At 69.3% G+C, this 18503-nt stretch carries 15 protein-coding genes, 1 pseudogene and 1 riboswitch; of the genes and pseudogenes, 15 read left to right on the top strand and 1 reads right to left on the bottom strand.

Going from position 1 to position 18503, the window contains the following annotated elements; genetic code table 11:
* Window positions 1–128: 128 nt before the first annotated feature.
* A riboswitch (glycine riboswitch) is annotated at window positions 129–226 on the bottom strand.
* A 203-nt stretch (window positions 227–429) separates the two neighbouring features.
* From IEY79_RS01245 to IEY79_RS01175, 15 genes and pseudogenes are all read left to right on the top strand, one after another.
* On the top strand, window positions 430–1104 hold the full coding sequence (locus IEY79_RS01245) for an AAA family ATPase (RefSeq protein ID WP_189105336.1): 675 nt from the start codon (window positions 430–432) through the stop codon (window positions 1102–1104).
* A 144-nt stretch (window positions 1105–1248) separates the two neighbouring features.
* Window positions 1249–1998, top strand: a complete 750-nt coding sequence (locus tag IEY79_RS01240; protein WP_189105335.1) for an enhanced serine sensitivity protein SseB — start codon at window positions 1249–1251, stop codon at window positions 1996–1998.
* 132 nt (window positions 1999–2130) lie between these two features.
* Entirely contained in the window at window positions 2131–2925 is a 795-nt protein-coding gene (locus IEY79_RS01235; RefSeq protein ID WP_189105334.1) for an enhanced serine sensitivity protein SseB C-terminal domain-containing protein, read from the top strand.
* Window positions 2926–3369: 444 nt separating this feature from the next.
* Window positions 3370–4368 carry an ABC transporter permease gene (locus tag IEY79_RS01230; RefSeq protein WP_189105333.1) on the top strand — a complete coding sequence of 333 codons (999 nt, stop codon included), beginning with the start codon at window positions 3370–3372 and terminating at the stop codon, window positions 4366–4368.
* Window positions 4369–4461: 93 nt separating this feature from the next.
* Window positions 4462–6219 carry an ABC transporter substrate-binding protein gene (locus IEY79_RS01225; RefSeq protein ID WP_189105332.1) on the top strand — a complete coding sequence of 586 codons (1758 nt, stop codon included), beginning with the start codon at window positions 4462–4464 and terminating at the stop codon, window positions 6217–6219.
* A 107-nt stretch (window positions 6220–6326) separates the two neighbouring features.
* A complete protein-coding gene (locus IEY79_RS01220) occupies window positions 6327–7340 on the top strand; it encodes an ABC transporter permease (protein ID WP_268240570.1) in 1014 nt (337 codons plus the stop codon).
* 65 nt (window positions 7341–7405) lie between these two features.
* Window positions 7406–8479 carry an ABC transporter ATP-binding protein gene (locus IEY79_RS01215; RefSeq protein WP_373292449.1) on the top strand — a complete coding sequence of 358 codons (1074 nt, stop codon included), beginning with the start codon at window positions 7406–7408 and terminating at the stop codon, window positions 8477–8479.
* 11 nt (window positions 8480–8490) lie between these two features.
* The gene (locus IEY79_RS01210; RefSeq protein ID WP_373292431.1) at window positions 8491–9753 is read left to right on the top strand and encodes an ABC transporter ATP-binding protein; all 1263 of its coding nucleotides are present in this window, start codon (window positions 8491–8493) and stop codon (window positions 9751–9753) included.
* A gap of 289 nt (window positions 9754–10042) precedes the next feature.
* A complete protein-coding gene (locus IEY79_RS01205) occupies window positions 10043–11713 on the top strand; it encodes an ABC transporter substrate-binding protein (protein ID WP_189105329.1) in 1671 nt (556 codons plus the stop codon).
* A 102-nt stretch (window positions 11714–11815) separates the two neighbouring features.
* The gene (locus IEY79_RS01200) at window positions 11816–12820 is read left to right on the top strand and encodes an ABC transporter permease (protein WP_189105328.1); all 1005 of its coding nucleotides are present in this window, start codon (window positions 11816–11818) and stop codon (window positions 12818–12820) included.
* Between the two features lie 31 nt (window positions 12821–12851).
* Complete coding sequence (locus IEY79_RS01195) at window positions 12852–13805, top strand: ABC transporter permease (RefSeq protein WP_189105606.1); 954 nt, start codon at window positions 12852–12854, stop codon at window positions 13803–13805.
* Between the two features lie 6 nt (window positions 13806–13811).
* Window positions 13812–14849 (top strand): ABC transporter ATP-binding protein, encoded by a 1038-nt coding sequence (locus tag IEY79_RS01190; RefSeq protein WP_189105327.1) that lies wholly within the window; start codon window positions 13812–13814, stop codon window positions 14847–14849.
* Window positions 14846–15886, top strand: a pseudogene (locus IEY79_RS01185) (ABC transporter ATP-binding protein); the annotation flags it as partial. The gene IEY79_RS01190 and the pseudogene IEY79_RS01185, both read left to right, overlap by 4 nt.
* Before the next feature lie 104 nt (window positions 15887–15990).
* The gene (locus IEY79_RS01180; protein ID WP_189105325.1) at window positions 15991–16665 is read left to right on the top strand and encodes a trimeric intracellular cation channel family protein; all 675 of its coding nucleotides are present in this window, start codon (window positions 15991–15993) and stop codon (window positions 16663–16665) included.
* 38 nt (window positions 16666–16703) lie between these two features.
* The gene (locus IEY79_RS01175; RefSeq protein ID WP_189105324.1) at window positions 16704–17570 is read left to right on the top strand and encodes a thioesterase family protein; all 867 of its coding nucleotides are present in this window, start codon (window positions 16704–16706) and stop codon (window positions 17568–17570) included.
* Between the two features lie 49 nt (window positions 17571–17619).
* Here the strand turns inward: IEY79_RS01175 and IEY79_RS01170 are convergent, their stop codons facing one another.
* Window positions 17620–18471, bottom strand: a complete 852-nt coding sequence (locus IEY79_RS01170; RefSeq protein ID WP_189105323.1) for an alpha/beta fold hydrolase — start codon at window positions 18469–18471, stop codon at window positions 17620–17622.
* Window positions 18472–18503: the final 32 nt, after the last annotated feature.

Here is an 18503-nt window from a genome sequence, read left to right as displayed (position 1 = left end):
CAATCCTCCCCATCTGTCATCGGAACCTGAGAGGTTCACCACGACGTGTACGTACACGTACGCATACGGAGGTCGTGACTTGCACCTTGGGTGGAAGCGCCTGACGGCGATTCGCTTTTCAGATCTGCCTCGTCCGCGCGGTACTGGGCCTGAGAGATTCAAGGGAGGAACTTGCTCCTTCGGCGCCCGGCACCCACGGTGACCAGGACTCTCCCGCGCGGATTCGAACGGCCGGTATGGAGTTGGCGCGCACATCATCGCACGCGCGGGTGTCTCCGGGGAGGGTGGGCGGCGTGGGCGTCCGTCCGGCTGAAAGGACAGGGCCGACAGGGCCGTGATCAGCAAAACGCTTGTGCCGTATTACCCATTCTTTACACTTCAAGGGCAGGGAACATCGACCACGGCGATGGACCCGACAGGGGGAGGGCGATGACGTTGCAGCGGTCCCGTGCAGGCGCGTACGCGACGACCGCGGGGGTGCCCGCCCAGCCGGCAGCGGTCCCCCGCCGGACCTTGGCGGCGGTCCCGCCGGTCGTCCGGGACCTGCGCGAACGGAGCGGCCGGGGGCCCCGGCGCCTGACGTTCGGCGACGGCGACGTGGTGGTCGTCTCGGGGCTGCCGGGCAGCGGGAAGTCCACGCTGATCGGCCGTGCCGCGGCGGGCCGGGGGATCGACTCGCAGGACACCCGCGACCGCTGGGCACGCATGCTGCCCGGACGGCTGCCGTACGCGGTCTACCGGCCGCTGGTGCGCCTCGCGCACTACGCGGGGCTGCGGCGGGCGCTGCGCTCCGGCGCGAGCGTCGTGGTGCACGACTGCGGCACCCAGGCGTGGGTACGACGCTGGCTGGCCCGCGAGGCGCGGCGGCGCGACAGACGGCTCCATCTCGTCCTGCTGGACGTCACACCCAAGACGGCCCGCGCGGGCCAGCGCGAGCGCGGCCGCGGCGTCTCGGGCTACGCCTTCGCCCGCCACCGCCGCGCGGTGTCCCGTCTGGTCACGGACGCGGAGTCGGGCCGCCTCCCGGCGGGCTGCGTGTCGGCGGTCCTGCTGGACCGCGACGCGGCGGGCGCGCTGGCCGGGATCGATTTCCGGGGGGTGTGAGCGGGGCGCGTCGCGGACGGCACCGGCCACCGGGCGCGGCCAGGGGTTCTCGGGCGCGGCCACTACGGCGGCGACCCGGCGGGGTTAGGGTTTTCCGGGGCACGCGGGGGCGCGGAAGTCGTACGGGGCGATACGGGAGAGTCAGTGAACACAGCATGGCCGGGCAACGAGTTGGAAGAGGTGCTCGCCGCGTCGCTCGGGAACGCGGCGGCGGGCGGGCGGCTGGTCGAGGTCCTCGGGCGCAGCCGGCTCTGGGTGCCGCTGCCCAACGGCGGCGGACCCGACAGCCCCGGACTCGATCTGCCCACCCTGGAGATCGAGGGCGCGCCGTACGTCCCGGTCTTCAGCTCCGAGCAGCAGTACCTCCAGTGCGTCGGGGCCCATATGCCCTTCACGGTCGCCCCGGCCCGTGAGTTCGCCCGCGGCCTGCCCCCGCAGCTCGGTATAGCCGTGAACCCCGGCGGCATGGTCGGCGCGCCGCTGCCGCCGCTCGCCGTCGCGGAGCTGTGCCGGGTGGGCCGTACGCCCCTGGACGGGCCCGCGAGCGGTGGCCGGGTGCGGCTCTTCGAGCCCGACTGGCAGGAGGACCCCGTCGACTTCCTGACGGCGGCCGCCGAGGAGTTCGAGGCGTCCGGCGTCGTCCTCACGGCGCGCCGGGGCCTCGCGAGCATCGAGGGCGAGCCCCCGGTGCTCTTCGTCGGCGTCCAGCTCTCCTCCTGGGAGGCCGCCGAGCGCAACGCGCCCATGGACGCGCTCGGCAGGGCGCTCGGCCGGGCCCAGGTCGGCTGGCCGGTCAATCTCGTTCTGCTGGACGCCACCCAGGATCCGGTCGGAACGTGGATGGTGGAGCGGGTGCGGCCCTTCTACCAGCGGACGACCGTCCCACCCGGGTAACACGCCGTGCGGCCCGTGCCCCGGATCCGGCCATGACCCGCCGGACTAAGCTGGTTTGATGGCCTGGCCGGCACGGGCCCGAAGCGGGGGAGGCCGGTCCAAATGGTGGATCGACGAGGGGCGGGACCAAGAGTGAGCGCGTCAGGCACCGCGGCGGCCGGGCAGGTCGAGCACATGCTGCGCCAGGTGACGCCAGGACGCTACGACGCCTACGAGGCGCTGCTCCAGGCACTCGCGGACGGCTCGGCGGGTCAGGTGTGGATGCTGCTCTGGCACGGCCGTGCGGGCTCGCCCGACGCGCAGTACGGGAACATGGAGGTCGACGGCCTCGGCTACGCGCCCTGCGTCACCTCCGCCCAGGAGCTCTCCGTCAGTGGCTGGAACCGCGAGCACGAGGTCGTCACCGGCCGCGACATCGCCCGCGCCCTTTACCCCGAACGCTGGGGGATCTGGCTGAACCCGCACGCGCCGGGCGGCGGTGTCGGCATCCCCTGGCTCGACCTGCGCCGGATCGCCACCGGCCTCGACCGGATGCCCGCGGGCCCGCTGCGGCTCTCCGAACCGGCCGTCGAGATCCCGCAGTTCTACGCGCTGCTCACGCAGAACGCCCACCGCACGCCCGCCGTACGGTCGTTGCGCCGCGCGTGGGTCCATCCGGCACTGGGTGCCCCCTATCTCACGATCGGGCTGGATCTGTACGACACGAGCCCGGCGTCCGTCGACGCCGTGCGCGCGATGATGCAGCAGTCCGTCGGTGCGGTCCCCGAGGGGCTGCCGGTCTCCACCGTCGCGATGTCCGACGAGTACGACCCGGTCACGATGTGGCTGCGGGCCAACTCCCGGCCGTTCTACGACCGGGAGGCACACGGGGCGCCCCAGGCCGCTTCGGGCTACGGCTACCCGCCGGCCGCGCCACGCGCCTACTGACCACGGACCGGCGCCGGATCCCCCATCGGCCCGCCCCGGCCGGCCGTCGGGCCGGTAAGCCTGCGCCCCGCGACGTACCGGCCGGTACGACAGGCGTACCGTACGTACTACGGACGGCGCGAGCCGTACCGAAACACACCGAAAACGGACCGCCGTTCCGCTGAGGCGATCACAACGTCCGGATAACGGTAGCTGTCTGACTCCATCACGTTTGAGCAAACATTCCCCTTACCCCCTGGCGGGTGATCACTAACGCGATGAAGACTCCCCGCAGCGGGGACCGTCGGTCCCTTGTGCGAGCAGCCCAGCATCGCTCCACGGGAAGCCCTTGACGGGACGCTTCCGCGACACCAGCACCGATGTGTGCGCCAACTGATGCGAGACAGGCCGTTACAACGGCGGGTACGGGCCGGCGACCGCCGGCCAGGAGGGGTCGAAGACGTTGTGACCGCACCGATCGAGACCACCAAGTCGGCTGCCGAAGTGCAGCCGGAGGCAGTGCTCACGGGCGCCAAGCAGAGCCAGATAGAGGGGCGTTCGCTCGGTCGAATAGCCTGGACGCGCTTCAAGCGCGACAAGGCCGCCGTGGCCGGCGGCATCGTTGTCATCCTCCTGGTCCTGCTCGCTGTCCTTGCCAAGCCCATCCAGGCAATCTTCGATCTCGACCCGAACGCCCTGAACCAGGACCTGGTCGACCCGGAGCTGCTGGCCCCCAAGGGCGCCTGGGGCGGCATGAGCTGGGACCACCCGCTCGGTGTGGAGCCCGGCCTCGGCCGTGACCTCCTCGCCCGCATCATCGAGGGCTCCTGGGTCTCGCTCCTCGTCGCCGCCGGAGCGACGCTGCTCTCCGTGGCCATCGGCACCCTGCTCGGCGTCATCGCCGGCTACTACGGGGGCTGGGTCGACGCGGTCGTCAGCCGGCTGATGGACACCTTCCTCGCCTTCCCGCTGCTGCTCTTCGCGATCTCGATCTCGGCCGCCCTCCAGGACGGCGCCTTCGGACTCAGCGGACTGCCCCTGCGGATCGGTGTGCTGATCTTCGTGATCGGCTTCTTCAACTGGCCCTACATGGGCCGGATCGTGCGCGCGCAGACCATGAGCCTGCGACGGCGTGAGTTCGTCGACGCGTCCCGAAGTCTGGGGGCCCGAGGGCCCTTCATCCTCTTCCGGGAACTGCTGCCGAACCTCGTGGCGCCGATCCTCGTCTACTCGACGCTCCTGATCCCCACAAACATCCTCTTCGAGGCCGGTCTGAGCTTCCTCGGAGTGGGCATCGCCCCGCCGCAGGCATCGTGGGGCGGCATGCTCACCACCGCGGTGGACCTGTACGAGGTCGATCTGCACTACATGTTCGTGCCCGGCATGGCGATCTTCATCACCGTGCTGGCATTCAACCTGCTGGGCGACGGGCTGCGTGACGCACTCGACCCCCGCAGCAAGTAACCCCCCAGCACCACCCAGCACCACCCAGCACCATCCACAGCGGCCGACCTTGAGCTCCGTGCCGTATCCATCGATAGAGGGGCTTTCCTCAGGATGAAGACCAAGAAAGCGACAGCTGTCCTGGCGACAGCCATCGTGCTGGCGCTCGGCGCGTCGGCGTGCGGCGGCTCGGACAGCAAGGACAACGACAGCAAGGGCGGCGGCGCCGGCATCGACGCCGGACTGACGTCCGTCGTCAACAAGTCCGACAAGAAGGGGGGCACCGTCACCTTCGAGCACTCGGACGTGCCGGACTCCCTCGACCCGGGCAACACCTACTACGGCTGGGTGCAGAACTTCTCGCGCCTGTACGGCCGTACGCTCACCACCTTCAAGCCGGCCGCCGGCAAGGAGGGCCTGGAGGTCGTTCCCGACCTCGCGGAGTCCCTGGGCGAGCCGAGCGCGGACGCCAAGACGTGGACGTACAAGCTCCGTAAGGGCGTCAAGTTCGACGACGGCAGCCCGGTCACGTCCAAGGACGTCAAGTACGCCATCGAGCGCAGCAACTTCGCGCCCGAGGCCCTCTCGCACGGTCCCACCTACTTCAAGGCCTACCTCCTGGGCGGCGAGAAGTACAAGGGCCCGTACAAGGACAAGTCCGCCGAGGGCCTGAAGTCCATCGAGACCCCGGACGACCAGACGATCGTCTTCAAGCTCAACAAGCCGTTCGCCGACTTCGACTACCTGGCGACCTTCTCGCAGACGGCCCCCGTGCCGCAGGCGAAGGACAAGGGCGCCGAGTACGTCAAGCAGATCTCGTCGTCGGGCCCGTACAAGTTCGAGTCGTACAACGAGGGCCGCAGCGCGACCCTCGTGCGCAACCCGCACTGGGACAAGGCCACCGACCCGATCCGCCCGGCGCTCGCCGACAAGATCACCATCAAGTTCAAGGTCAACCCGACCACGGTCGACCAGCACCTGATGAGCGACAACATCACGGTGGACGCCGCCGGCACCGGTCTTCAGACGAAGACCCAGCCCAAGGTCCTCACCAAGTCGAGCGAGAAGGCGAAGACGGACAACTCGTACGCCGGCGCCACCTCGTACCTCGCGCTGTCGACGAAGGTCAAGCCCTTCGACAACGCGGACTGCCGCAAGGCCGTCCACTACGCGATCGACAAGGCGTCCGTCCAGGCCGCGCTCGGTGGCGACACCAAGGGCGACGTGGCGAGCACGCTGCTCCCGCCGACGGTCAACGGGTACCAGAAGTTCGACCTGTACCAGACCGACGGCAACAAGGGCGACGTCGCGAAGGCCAAGGCCGCGCTCGCGGACTGCGGTCAGCCGAACGGCTTCAAGACCAACCTGACGGCCCGCTCCGACCGCCCCGACGAGGTCCAGATGGCGACCGCCATCCAGGCTTCGCTGAAGAAGGTCGGCATCGAGGCCGAGATCAAGCAGTACCCGTCGGGCAAGTACTTCGGTAACTTCGCCGGTGTCCCCAGCTACGTCCACGAGCACAAGCTCGGCATGATGATGATGGCGTGGGGCGCCGACTGGCCGACCGGCTTCGGCTTCCTCGACCAGATCGTCAACGGCTCCGCCATCAAGCCCTCGGGCGGCAACAACCTGATGGAGCTGGACGACCCGGCGATCAACAAGGCGCTGTCGGACGGTATCGCGCAGACCGACGCCGCCGCCCGCACCAAGGCGTGGGGCGAGGTCGACAAGCTCGTCATGGAGAACGCCTCGGCCGTGCCGCTGATCTACCGCAAGAACCTGCTGTACCGCCCGGACTCGGCGACCAACGTCACCGTGACCCAGGCGTACCTCGGCATGTACGACTACCTGCTGATCGGCTCCACCACCTAATCCAGCGGTAGAGCTTCCCAACCCCCCGAAATGCCTGAAAGGCAGGTGAAGGCTTCGGGTCCGCCGGCCGGGTCACCCCCGGCCGGCGGACCCGGCGCCGATCGGCTGTGACTGCGTACATCATCCGACGCGTGATCGCCGCGGTAATGCTGTTGCTGGTGGTCAGCGCAGTCACCTTCGCGATCTTCTTCCTTGTTCCACGGCTCGGTGGGCAGACGATCGACCAGCTGGCAGTCCAGTACGTCGGTAAGGACGCCAACCCCGACTCGATCGCCGCCGTCAAGGCGAACCTGGGGCTCGACCAGCCCCTCTACACCCAGTACTTCGACTTCATCAAGGGCATCTTCGTCGGCGCCGAGTACAACTTCGGCCCGGACCCGTCCATGTGCAACGCGCCCTGCTTCGGCTACTCCTTCAAGACGCACGTCGAGGTGTGGCCCGAGCTGATGGACCGGGTGCCGATCACGTTCTCCCTGGCCATCGGTGCCGCGGTGATCTGGCTGCTCTCCGGTGTCGCCATCGGTGTCCTGTCGGCGCTCAAGCGGGGCTCGATCTTCGACCGCTTCGCGATGACGCTGGCCCTGGCCGGTGTCTCGCTGCCGATCTTCTTCACCGGCATGCTCGGTCTGGCCCTCTTCACCGTCCAGTGGCCACTGTGGTCGGACGGCGTCAACTACGTCCCGTTCGCGGACAATCCGGCGGACTGGGCCTGGAACCTGATCATCCCCTGGTGCAGCCTCGCCTTCCTCTACTCCGCCCTGTACGCCAGGCTCACCCGGGCCGGCATGCTGGAAGTGATGGGGGAGGACTACATCCGTACGGCGCGGGCCAAGGGTCTGCGGGAGAGCACGGTCGTCGCCAAGCACGGACTGCGGTCCGCGCTGACGCCGATCGTCACGATCTTCGGTATGGACTTCGGCCTGCTGCTCGGCGGCGCCGTCATCACCGAACAGGTCTTCTCCCTCCAGGGCATGGGCTCGTACGCGATCCAGTCAGTGAAGGACGCCGACCTGCCGATCGTGATGGGCGTGACCCTGTTCGCCGCATTCTTCATCGTCTTCTGCAATCTGCTGGTGGACCTGGTGTACGCCGCCATCGACCCCAGGGTGAGGTACTCGTGAGCGAGGTTTCGAAGGAGCAGTCCGCGGTACGGGTGCCCGGTCCCGCGTCCGCGCCGGGCGAGCCGGTGGTCTCCAAGGCCACCGGGCCCGCCGGAGCGGACGGGTCCGGCGAATCAGGGGCGCCCTTCCTCTCCGTACGCGACCTCCGTATCCACTTCAGCACCGACGACGGTCTGGTGAAGTCGGTCGACGGCGTCAGCTTCGACGTCCACGCCGGCAAGACCCTCGGCATCGTCGGTGAGTCCGGCTCCGGCAAGTCGGTCACCTCGCTCGGCGTCATGGGCCTGCACCGCTCCGCCAACGCCGCGATATCGGGCGAGGTCTGGCTGGACGGCGAGGAACTGGTCGGGGCCGACCCCGACCATGTACGGCGGCTGCGCGGCCGGAAGATGGCCATGATCTTCCAGGACCCGCTGTCCGCGATGCACCCGTACTACCGCGTCGGCTCGCAGATCGTGGAGGCGTACCGCGTCCACCACAAGGTCAGCAAGAAGGTCGCCCGCGCACGGGCGGTCGAGATGCTCGACCGGGTCGGCATCCCCGAGCCGCACAAACGCGTCGACAGCTATCCGCACGAGTTCTCCGGCGGTATGCGCCAGCGCGCGATGATCGCGATGGCCCTGGTGAACAACCCCGAACTGCTCATCGCCGACGAGCCGACGACCGCCCTGGACGTCACCGTCCAGGCGCAGATCCTCGACCTCATCAGGGATCTGCAGAAGGAGTTCGGTTCCGCGGTCATCATGATCACCCATGACCTCGGGGTGGTCGCCGAGATGGCCGACGACCTGCTGGTCATGTACGGCGGCCGGTGCATCGAGCGCGGACCGGCCGAGAAGGTGTTCTACGAGCCGCAGCACCCCTACACCTGGGGCCTGCTCGGCTCGATGCCCCGGATCGACCGTGAGCAGACGGAACGGCTCATCCCCGTCAAGGGACAGCCGCCGTCGCTCATCAACGTGCCGCAGGGCTGTGCCTTCAACCCGCGCTGCCCGTACGCCGACGTCCCCAAGGACGGCATCACGCGTACGGAGCGCCCCGAGCTGAAGCAGGTCGGCACCGGGCACCACTCCGCCTGTCATATGACGCAGGAGCAGCGGACCAAGATCTGGACCGAAGAGATTGCGCCGAAGCTGTGAGCGCCGACGCCGTGAGTAACGCAAAGGATGCCGCTGTGGCGGACAGGCCGGAAGAAGACAAGACGGGGGAGCCCCTGCTGCGGGTGGAGGGGCTGGTCAAGCACTTCCCCGTCAAGAAGGGGCTGCTCCAGCGCCAGGTCGGCGCCGTCAAGGCCGTCGACGGGCTGTCCTTCGACGTCCATCCCGGTGAGACGCTCGGCATCGTCGGTGAGTCCGGCTGCGGCAAGTCGACCATGGGCCGGCTGATCACGCGGCTGGACGAGCCGACCGACGGGCGCATCGAGTTCCAGGGTCACGACATCACGCACATGTCGGCGGGCAAGATCCGTCCGCTCCGCCGCGACGTGCAGATGATCTTCCAGGACCCGTACTCGTCGCTGAACCCGCGTCACACCATCGGCACGATCGTCGGCGCGCCCTTCAAGCTCCAGAAGGTGGAGCCCGAGGGCGGGGTCAAGAAGGAGGTCCAGCGCCTGCTGGGCCTGGTGGGTCTGAGCCCCGAGCACTACAACCGCTATCCGCACGAGTTCTCCGGCGGCCAGCGCCAGCGCATCGGTATCGCGCGGGCCCTGGCGCTGAGCCCGAAGCTGGTCGTGGCGGACGAGCCGGTCTCCGCGCTGGACGTGTCGATCCAGGCGCAGGTGGTGAACCTGCTGGACGACCTCCAGGACGAGCTGGGTCTCACGTACGTGATCATCGCGCACGACCTCTCGGTCATCCGCCATGTCTCGGACCGGATCGCCGTCATGTACCTCGGCAAGATCGTCGAGCTGTCGGACCGCAAGTCGCTGTACGAGCGGCCGATGCACCCGTACACGAAGGCCCTGCTGTCCGCGGTGCCGGTGCCCGACCCGAAGCGGCGCGGGGTCAAGAGCGAGCGCATCCTGCTCAAGGGCGACGTGCCGTCGCCGATCTCGCCGCCGAGCGGCTGCCGGTTCCACACCCGTTGCTGGAAGGCGACGGAGGTGTGCCGGACGGTGGAGCCCCCGCTGATCCAGCTGGAGCCGGGGCACGAGGCGGCCTGCCACCACCCGGAGAACGCGCCGGACCAGATCCCGGACGACACGAAGGTGCTCGCCTCGGCGCGCGAGGCGATCGCGCTCGTGGGCGACGCGGTGGCGGCCGGCGCGGATGCCGGGAAGGCGTCCGCCGGTGAGCCCGCGGTGGGTGAGCCGGCCGTGAGCGAGCCGGCGGTCGTCAAGCCGGCCGTCGGTGAGCCGGCCGAGGCTCCCGAGGAGACCTCCGAGGCGCCGAAGGGGCTCACCAAGGAGTAGCCCGCTGCCCGTACGTCACGCACGCCCCCCGTCGGCATGGTCCCACCATGCGGACGGGGGGCTTCTGCGTCGTACGGGAGATTCACCCGGTTCGCCCGCCCCAACTACGGCTCGCCTGGCCGGACTTGACTGGTTGGGGCGCGATGCCCCGGAGTCTGTCCATTTGTCGACTGTCCGGATCTCAGGTCTGCAACTCCGCATTGCGGCCTGTTCATTTGGCACTTTCTTGACTGTAATGTTCGGCCGTCAAGACCGAGTTCACGACTCGTCCGGACCCCTGGGGTGGACCATGCGAATATTCAAGTCCCGAGCCGCTGGGGCGATCGTCACGGCCTTGGCCGTCGCGCTGATCGCCACAGGCTGCTCCAGCGAGCGCGACCAGGAAGGTGACTCGGGCGGCGCGAAGGACACCTTCGTCTTCGGCGGCCCCGGTGACCCCGGTTCGCTGGACCCGGCGCTCGCGAGCGACGGCGAGACCTTCCGGGTCACCCGCCAGGCCTTCGAGGCCCTGCTGAAGCACGAGTCGGGCGGCAGCGAACTGGCCCCCGCCCTGGCCGAGAAGTGGTCGAGCAACGAGGCCGGCACGGTCTGGACGTTCAACCTCCGTAAGGACGTGACCTTCCACGACGGCGAGAAGTTCAACGCCGCCGCCGTGTGCGCCAATTACGACCACTGGTTCAACTGGAAGGGCACGTACCAGTCCAGCGCGGTCTCCTACTACTGGCAGACCGTCATGGGCGGCTTCGCGGCCAACGAGGACCCCGAGACGCCGAAGGCGAACTACAAGTCCTGCACCGCGAAGGACGACAGCACCGCCGTCATCGAGGTCAACGAGCCCTCCGCGAACCTCCCCGGCGGCTTCTCCCTCCAGGCGCTGGCGATCCACTCGCCGAAGGCCCTGGCGGAGTACGCGAAGCAGGACGCGACCGCCAAGGGTGACGCGATCACGTACCCCGAGTACAGCCAGGTGGCGGGCACCGTCGCCGGCACAGGACCGTACAAGATCACCGAGTGGAACAAGAGCAACAAGGAAGTCTCGCTGGACCGTTACGACGGCTACTGGGGCTCCAAGGCGAAGATCAAGAAGCTGGTCTTCCGCACCATCGACACCGAGGACGGCCGTCGCCAGGCCCTCCAGGCCGGTGACATCGACGGCTACGACCTGGTCGCGCCCGCGGACGTGAAGACCCTGGAGAGCGACGGCTTCCAGGTCCCCACGCGTGACGTCTTCAACATCTTCTACGTCGGCATGAGCCAGGAGAAGAACAAGGCCCTCCAGAAGCCCGAGGTCCGCCAGGCCATCGCGCACGCCATCGACCGCGAGAACCTGGTCAAGACGCAGCTGCCCGAAGGCGGCGTCGCGGCGACGCAGTTCATGCCCGACACGGTCGCCGGCTACTCGGACGCGGTGAAGAAGTACCCCTTCGACACCGCCAAGGCCAAGCAGCTCCTCGCGGGGGCCGACGAGAGCGCGCTGAAGGTCGAGTTCTGCTACCCGACCGAGGTCACCCGCCCGTACATGCCCGCTCCGCAGGACATGTTCGAGCTGATGAAGGCCGACCTGGAGAAGGCCGGGATCACCGTCACGCCCAAGCCCATGAAGTGGGCGCCGGACTACATCGACGCCACCGAGGCCGGCGGCTGCGAACTGCACATGCTGGGCTGGACCGGTGACTTCAACGACGGTTACAACTTCATCGGCACCTGGTTCGCCGAGTACGACAAGCAGTGGGGCTTCAAGGACAAGGGCGTCTTCGACGCGCTGAAGGTCGCGTCGATCGAGACCGACCCGGCCAAGCGGACGGACCTCTACAAGAAGGCCAACGAGACGATCATGGCGTACCTGCCGGGCGTGCCGATCTCCTCGTCGCCGCCCGCCATCGCGTTCGCCGACGACGTCAACCCGCCGAAGGTCTCCCCGCTGACGCAGGAGAACTTCGCCGAGACGTCCTTCAAGTAGCACGACCTGCCAGGGTCCGCCCGGCCGGCGGCACGAACCGCGGCCGGGCGGACCCGTCTGCGGGCTGTTCGTCCTTACGCACCTAGGAAAGGGGCACGCGGGGTGCTGAGACTCGTCGCACGACGACTGCTGCAGCTGATACCCACCCTGCTCGGTCTGTCGGTTCTGCTCTTCCTCTGGCTGAACCGGCTGCCCGGCGGGCCCGCGTCGGCGATCCTGGGCGAGCGGGCGACCGAGGCCGAAGTGGCGCGCATCAACCGGCTGCTGGGGCTCGACGAGCCGGTGTGGGTCCAGTACGGACGGTTCATCAAGCGGATCTTCCAGCTCGACCTCGGCACCTCCACACAGACGGGCCGGCCGGTGTGGGAGGAGTTCACCCTGCGCTTCCCCGCGACCGTCGAACTGAGCGTCGCCGCCATGGCCATCGCGATCGTGGTCGGAATCCCGCTCGGCTACTTCGCCGCCCGGCGCCGGGGCAGCTGGCTCGACGTGACCGCCGTGTCCGGTTCACTGCTCGGCATCTGCATCCCCGTCTTCTTCCTGGCCCTGCTCCTCAAGGGGCTCTTCGCGGTCAACCTCGGTATCTTCCCGAGCTACGGCCGGCTGTCCACGGGCATCGACGCCACGAAAGTCACCGGATTCGCCGTCCTGGACGGCCTGTTGACCGGTGAGTTCGACGCCTCGTGGGACGCGGTCATGCATCTGGTGCTGCCGGCCGTCGCGCTCGCCTCCATCCCGCTCGCCGTCATCGTGCGGATGACCAGGGCCAGCGTCCTCGAAGTGCTGGGCGAGGACTACGTGCGTACGGCGGAGTCCAAGGGCCTGGACAAGCGCGTCGTACGCGCCCGGCACGTCCTGCGCAACGCGCTGCTGCCGGTGATCACCGCGGTCGGTCTGCTGACCGGCAGCCTGCTGTCCGGCGCCGTCCTCACCGAGTCCGTCTTCACCTTCGGCGGGATCGGATCGTTCATCCGCACGTCGATCGACGCCCGTGACTATCCGGTGCTCGTCGGCTTCATCCTCTTCATCGCGCTGGTGTACGTCCTGATCAATCTGCTGGTCGACGTGGCGTACAGCCTCATCGACCCGAGAGTGCGGGTGCACTGACGTGAACGCCACCCCGGACAGCTCCCCGAAGCTGACGAAGAGGGCCGACAAGATCGACCGGCTCGCACAGCTCACCGAGCGGACCGAGAGCACCTCCGGCGCCGGACTGTGGCGCGAGGCGTTCCGGCGGCTGCGTACCAACAAAGCGGCGATCATCGGCGGCGCCGTGATCGGCCTGTTCGTGCTGATCGCCGTCGTCGGCCCGTGGCTCGCCCCGTACAGCCCCACGGCGCAGGACTGGCGCGGCGAGGTCTTCCCCAACCAGGGGCGCTTCGTCGGACCCCGCGGCGAGAACTGGTTCGGTCTCGACCACCTCGGCCGCGACGAGTTCTCCCGGATGCTCGTCGGGGCCCGGCAGACCCTGCTGGTGGGCGTCGTGTCGATGCTCATCGGGCTGGTGGCCGGCGCCGTCATCGGCGCCGTGTCGGGCGCGGCGGCGACGCTCGGCGGAGAGCCGGGCAGGCGTGTGGACACCGTCATCATGCGGGTCACCGACATCATGCTGGCGCTGCCCTCGCTGCTGCTGGCGGTGTCCGTCGCCGCCGTGCTCGGCCAGTCGCTGACCACCGTGATGATCGCGGTGGGTGTGGTCCAAGTGCCCGTGTTCGCGAGGCTGTTGCGCGGCTCGATGCTCGCGCAGGGCAGTTCGGACTATGTCCTGGCGGCAAAGGCGGTGGGCATCCGCAAGCGCCGAATCGTCCTCACCCAGATCATGCCGAACTCGCTCAGCCCGGTCATCGTCCAGGCGACGCTCAGCCTCGCCACCGCGATCATCGAGGCCGCCGCCCTGTCCTATCTGGGCCTCGGCAATCCGGACCCGGCGATCCCGGAGTGGGGCGTGATGCTGTCGCAGGCACAGCGCTTCTTCGACAACGCGCCGATGATGTCTGTCTATCCGGCGGTCGGGATCATCGTCACCGCTCTCGGCTTCACGCTGCTCGGTGAGGCGATGCGGGAAGCCCTCGACCCGAAGCTGCGAGGCTGAAGTCCTATGGCACTACTGTCGGTTGACGAACTGTCGGTGACCTTCGCCGGACAGGGCGGAGGACGGGGCGCGGGCTCCGGCGCGCGGCGCGACACCAAGGCCGTCGACGGAGTCTCCTTCGAGGTCGAGGAAGGCCAGGTCGTGGGCCTGGTGGGCGAGTCGGGCTGCGGCAAGTCCGTGACGGCGCTCGCCCTGATGGGGCTGCTCCCGCGCAAGGGGGTGAGCGTCGGCGGGCGAGCGGAGTTCGACGGCGCGGACCTGCTCTCCATGGGCGAGAAGAAGATCCGCGACCTGCGCGGCAGCCAGCTCGCGATGATCTTCCAGGACCCGCTCTCCTCGCTGAACCCCGTCGTCCCCATCGGGATCCAGGTCACCGAGATCCTGACCCGCCACCGCGGACTGAAGGGCGAGCCGGCCCGTAAAGAGGCCGCCTCACTGCTCGACCGGGTGGGGATCCCCGACCCGGACCGGCGGCTGAAGGAGTACCCGCACCAGCTCTCCGGCGGTATGCGCCAGCGCGCGCTCATCGCCATGGCGGTGGCGTGCGCGCCGCGCCTGCTGATCGCGGACGAGCCGACGACGGCGCTGGACGTCACCATCCAGGCCCAGATCCTCGAACTCCTCAAGGAACTGGTCGACCAGCAGGGCACGGCGCTGCTGATGATCACTCATGACCTGGGCGTCGTCGCCGGGTTGTGCGACCAGGTCAATGTGCTCTACGCGGGGCGGGCGGTGGAGACGGCGGGCCGCCGCGAACTGTTCGCGCATCCGACACATCCGTACGCGCACGGTCTGCTCGGCTCCATCCCGCGCCTCGACGCGCCGCGCGGCGATCCGCTCAGACCCATCCGCGGATCGATCAACGACAAGATCGCGTGGGCCGACGGCTGCGCGTTCGCGCCCCGGTGCGACTTCTACACGATGGAGTGCCTGACGGGCACGCCGGAACTCACCGAACCGCGCGCACGCGGCCACCAAGTGCGCTGCGTCAACCCGGTCCTCCCGGCGGAGACTTCCGCCGGCACGGCGGAGGTCTCCTCATGAGTCTGCTCGAACTGGACGGCGTGAAGGTCCACTTCCCCGTCAAGAAGGGCATCTTCTTCGACCGTACCGTCGGCCACGTCTACGCCGTCGACGGTGTCTCGCTGAAGGTGGAGGCGGGGCAGACGTACGGCCTGGTCGGGGAGTCGGGCTGCGGCAAGACCACCCTCGGCCGGGCCGTTCTGCGCCTCGTCGACATCACCGAGGGCGGGGTCCTCTTCGACGGTACGGATCTGGCGAAGCTCCCGGAGGAGGAGATGCGGCAGATCCGCCACCGCCTCCAGATGGTCTTCCAGGACCCGCTCGGCAGCCTCAACCCCCGGCAGAACATCGAGTCGATCCTCTCGGAGGGCATGGCGGCGCACGGCATCGGCGCGGACCAGGAGGAACGCCGCGAACGGATCAAGAAGATCCTCGCGGAGGTCGGCCTGCCGACGAACGCGCTCTCGCGCTATCCGCACGAGTTCTCCGGCGGCCAGCGCCAGCGCATCGGCATCGCGCGGGCGCTCGTCCTGGAACCGGACGTGATCATCTGCGACGAGCCGGTCTCCGCGCTCGACGTCTCCATCCAGGCGCAGGTGATCAACCTCCTTGAGGAGCTCCAGGAGTCCAAGGGCCTGACCTATCTCGTCATCGCCCACGACCTGGCCGTGGTCCGCCACATCTCGGATGTGATCGGAGTCATGTATCTGGGCTCGCTGGTGGAGGAGGCGCCGAGCGACGCGCTGTACGCGGAGCCGAGGCACCCGTACACGAAGGCGCTGATGTCGGCGGTGCCGGTGCCGGACCCGGACGTGGAGGACCGCCGTGAACGCATCCTGCTCCACGGTGATCTGCCCTCCCCGGCGGCCCCTCCGGCGGGGTGCCGCTTCCACACGCGCTGCCCGTGGAAGCAGGAGACGCGCTGCGCGACGGAGCGGCCGGAGCTGACGGTGGTGGGGGACGGTCACCGGGTGGCCTGCCACTTCGCGGCGGAGATCGAGGCGGGGACGGTGGAACGGACGAGGTCGACGGGGATCGCGGCGGTGACGGAGACGGAGCCGGAGACCGTGTGAGGGGGAGGCGTTCGCCGGGCCGGGGGCGTTCGCGGGGGCGGCGGGAGCGCGCCCGACCCGGCGCTTTGCCGCCGGTGTAGAACTGTCGGGTGTTCGAGGAACTGTTCACCCCCTCCGTCCAGCACTCGCTCGATCTCGCCGGCATCTTCGTCTTCGCGATATCCGGCGCACTGCTGGCAGTCCGCAAGAACTTCGACGTCTTCGGCATGGCGGTGCTCGCCGAGGTCACCGGGCTGGGCGGCGGTCTGCTCCGGGACCTGATCATCGGAGCCGTACCGCCCGCCGCCTTCACCGACCTCGGCTACTTCACCACGCCCCTGGTCGCGACGGTCCTGGTCTTCTTCCTGCACCCGCAGGTCGAACGCATCCAGGGCGCGGTCAACGTCTTCGACGCGGCGGGGCTGGGGCTGTTCTGTGTCACGGGCACGGTGAAGGCGCACGAGTACGGGCTCGGCCTCACCGCGTCCGCGGCGCTCGGCCTCGCGACGGCCGCCGGCGGTGGTGTCCTGCGCGACGTGCTCGCCAACGAGGTTCCGTCGCTGCTGCGTTGGGACCGTGACCTGTACGCGGTGCCCGCGATCGTCGGCGCGACGACCGTGGTGATCTGTATCCGGCTCGACGCGCTGAACGGGCTGACGAGCGGGCTCGCGGCCGTCACCGCGTTCGTGCTGCGACTGCTGGCGATGCGCTTCCACTGGCGGGCGCCGCGCGCGTACAACCGCCGCTCGACGGCCGCCGAGGAGCCGTCGGAGACGAAAATCTAAGCTACCGCTCAGTATTGCGTTGTTGTACCGTTCTGGACATGTCACAGGCAGCGCAGGCAATCAGCGCGGACAGCGAGTTCGACCGCGACACCTCCGTCTCCCTCCGCGCACCGGGCGTCTACGACGCCGACCTCTCCGAGGGCTGGGCGATCCTCTCCGCCGTCAACGGCGGCTATCTGCTGGCGATCGTGGCCCGCGCCCTGCGCGACGCGCTGCCGCACCCCGATCCGTTCACGGTCACCGCCCACTATCTGACCCCGTCGAAGCCCGGCCCGGCTGTCGTCCGTACCGAGACGGTGCGGACCGGCCGGAGCCTCGCCACCGGCCAGGCGTCGCTCTTCCAGTACGAGCCGGACGGCACCGAGGTCGAACGCGTCCGGGTCATGGCCGCGTACGGCTCGCTGGACTCGCTCGGCGACGACGTCCGCACCCTGGTGAAGCCGCCCGTGCTGCCGCCGCCCGAGCGGTGCCTCGGTACGGAGGACGGGCCCGCCGCCTTTCCGGACGACTCGGGCTTCTCTCGGCGGGTGACGGTCAGGCTCGACCCGGCGACCGCCGGCTGGGCGATCGGCGCCCCGTCCGGCAAGGGCGAGATGCGCGGCTGGTTCTCCCTGGCCGACGGCCGCGAGCCCGACCCGCTCTCGCTGCTGCTGACCGTGGACGCCTTCCCGCCGACCGCCTTCGACCTCGGTCTCAAGGGCTGGACCCCGACCGTCGAACTGACCACGCACATCCGCGGCCTGCCCGCGCCGGGGCCGCTGCGCGTCTTCGTCACGACGCGGAATCTGGCGGGCGGCTATCTGGAGGAGGACGCGGACGTCTGGGACAGCGCGGACCGCCTGGTCGCCCAGGCCCGCCAACTGGCCAGGGCGCCCCGGGAGACCAGGGTGCCGGGGGCCCGGTAGCGGGGGAGCCGCGGCCGCACCCGCCATGCGGCCCGCCCGCGCGGCCCGGTCAGCGAGCCGTACCGAGGGACGCGGCCGGGCGGAGGAAGTCGGCCAGCGCCACGGTGAGTTCGGCGGGAGCGTCCTCCTGTACGAGATGGCCCGCCCCCGCGACGAGACGCAGCTCGGCCCCCGGGACCAGCCCGGCGAGCTGCCGCCCCTTCTCGCGCGGGATCCACGTGTCCTCCTCGCCCCAGCAGATCAGCACCGGCAGCTCCAACTCGCCGTACCGGCCCTCGATCTCGTCGGTGAAACGCTGGTCGTTCTGGGCGATCTGCCGGTAGAACGCGGCCTGCCCGGCCTCCGTGCACCAGGGCTCCACCAGCGCCTCCAGGACGTCGGGGCTCAGCCCGGGGTGGCTGGCCGAACCGACGTACTCCCGCACGAGCGCCCGGTGCAGCCCGGGTGGCAACCGGCCGAAGACATCGCCGTGTTCGCCGAGGAGCCGGTACGTGGGCGAGCCCCACGGCGCGAGGGCCACGGGATCCACGAGCGCCAGCCGTTCGTACCGCGCGCCGTGCAGCAGTGTCGCGCGCAGGGCGACGCATCCCCCGAAGTCGTGCGCGACGACGGCGGGCCGCTCCAGCCCCCAGTGCCCGAGCAGTTCGCCGAAGACCCGCGCCTGCGCGCCGAGCGTCACATCCTGCCCCTGCCGCATCTCCGACATCCCGAACCCGGGCATGTCCCACACGTACACCCGATGACGCCCCGCGAGGGCCCGCGCGGGGCCCCGCCACACGTACGACGAGAACGGCGTCCCGTGCAGCAGCACGACGGGCGCCCCCTCGGCAGGCCCGAGGACCCCCCACCGGACGTCACCGGCCGAGCTGTCGAACGTGCGGTCGAGAGTCCATCCATCCATGCCTGTCAGGCTAATTGCCGGGTCCGACAGCG

It is taken from the genome of Streptomyces camponoticapitis (genome assembly GCF_014646115.1).
Taxonomy (GTDB): Bacteria; Actinomycetota; Actinomycetes; order Streptomycetales; family Streptomycetaceae; genus Streptomyces; species Streptomyces camponoticapitis.
Note: the sequence above shows the minus strand (reverse complement) of the source record. Positions and strands in the feature narration are given on the sequence as shown.

Bases quoted from the DNA above. Each gene is read 5' to 3' on its own strand.
- IEY79_RS01170 (WP_189105323.1), bottom strand. From the start codon at position 18,471: ATGGATGGATGGACTCTCGACCGCACGTTCGACAGCTCGGCCGGTGAC.
- IEY79_RS01225 (WP_189105332.1), top strand. From the start codon at position 4,462: ATGAAGACCAAGAAAGCGACAGCTGTCCTGGCGACAGCCATCGTGCTG.
- IEY79_RS01245 (WP_189105336.1), top strand. From the start codon at position 430: ATGACGTTGCAGCGGTCCCGTGCAGGCGCGTACGCGACGACCGCGGGG.
- IEY79_RS01190 (WP_189105327.1), top strand. From the start codon at position 13,812: ATGGCACTACTGTCGGTTGACGAACTGTCGGTGACCTTCGCCGGACAG.
- IEY79_RS01175 (WP_189105324.1), top strand. From the start codon at position 16,704: ATGTCACAGGCAGCGCAGGCAATCAGCGCGGACAGCGAGTTCGACCGC.
- IEY79_RS01205 (WP_189105329.1), top strand. From the start codon at position 10,043: ATGCGAATATTCAAGTCCCGAGCCGCTGGGGCGATCGTCACGGCCTTG.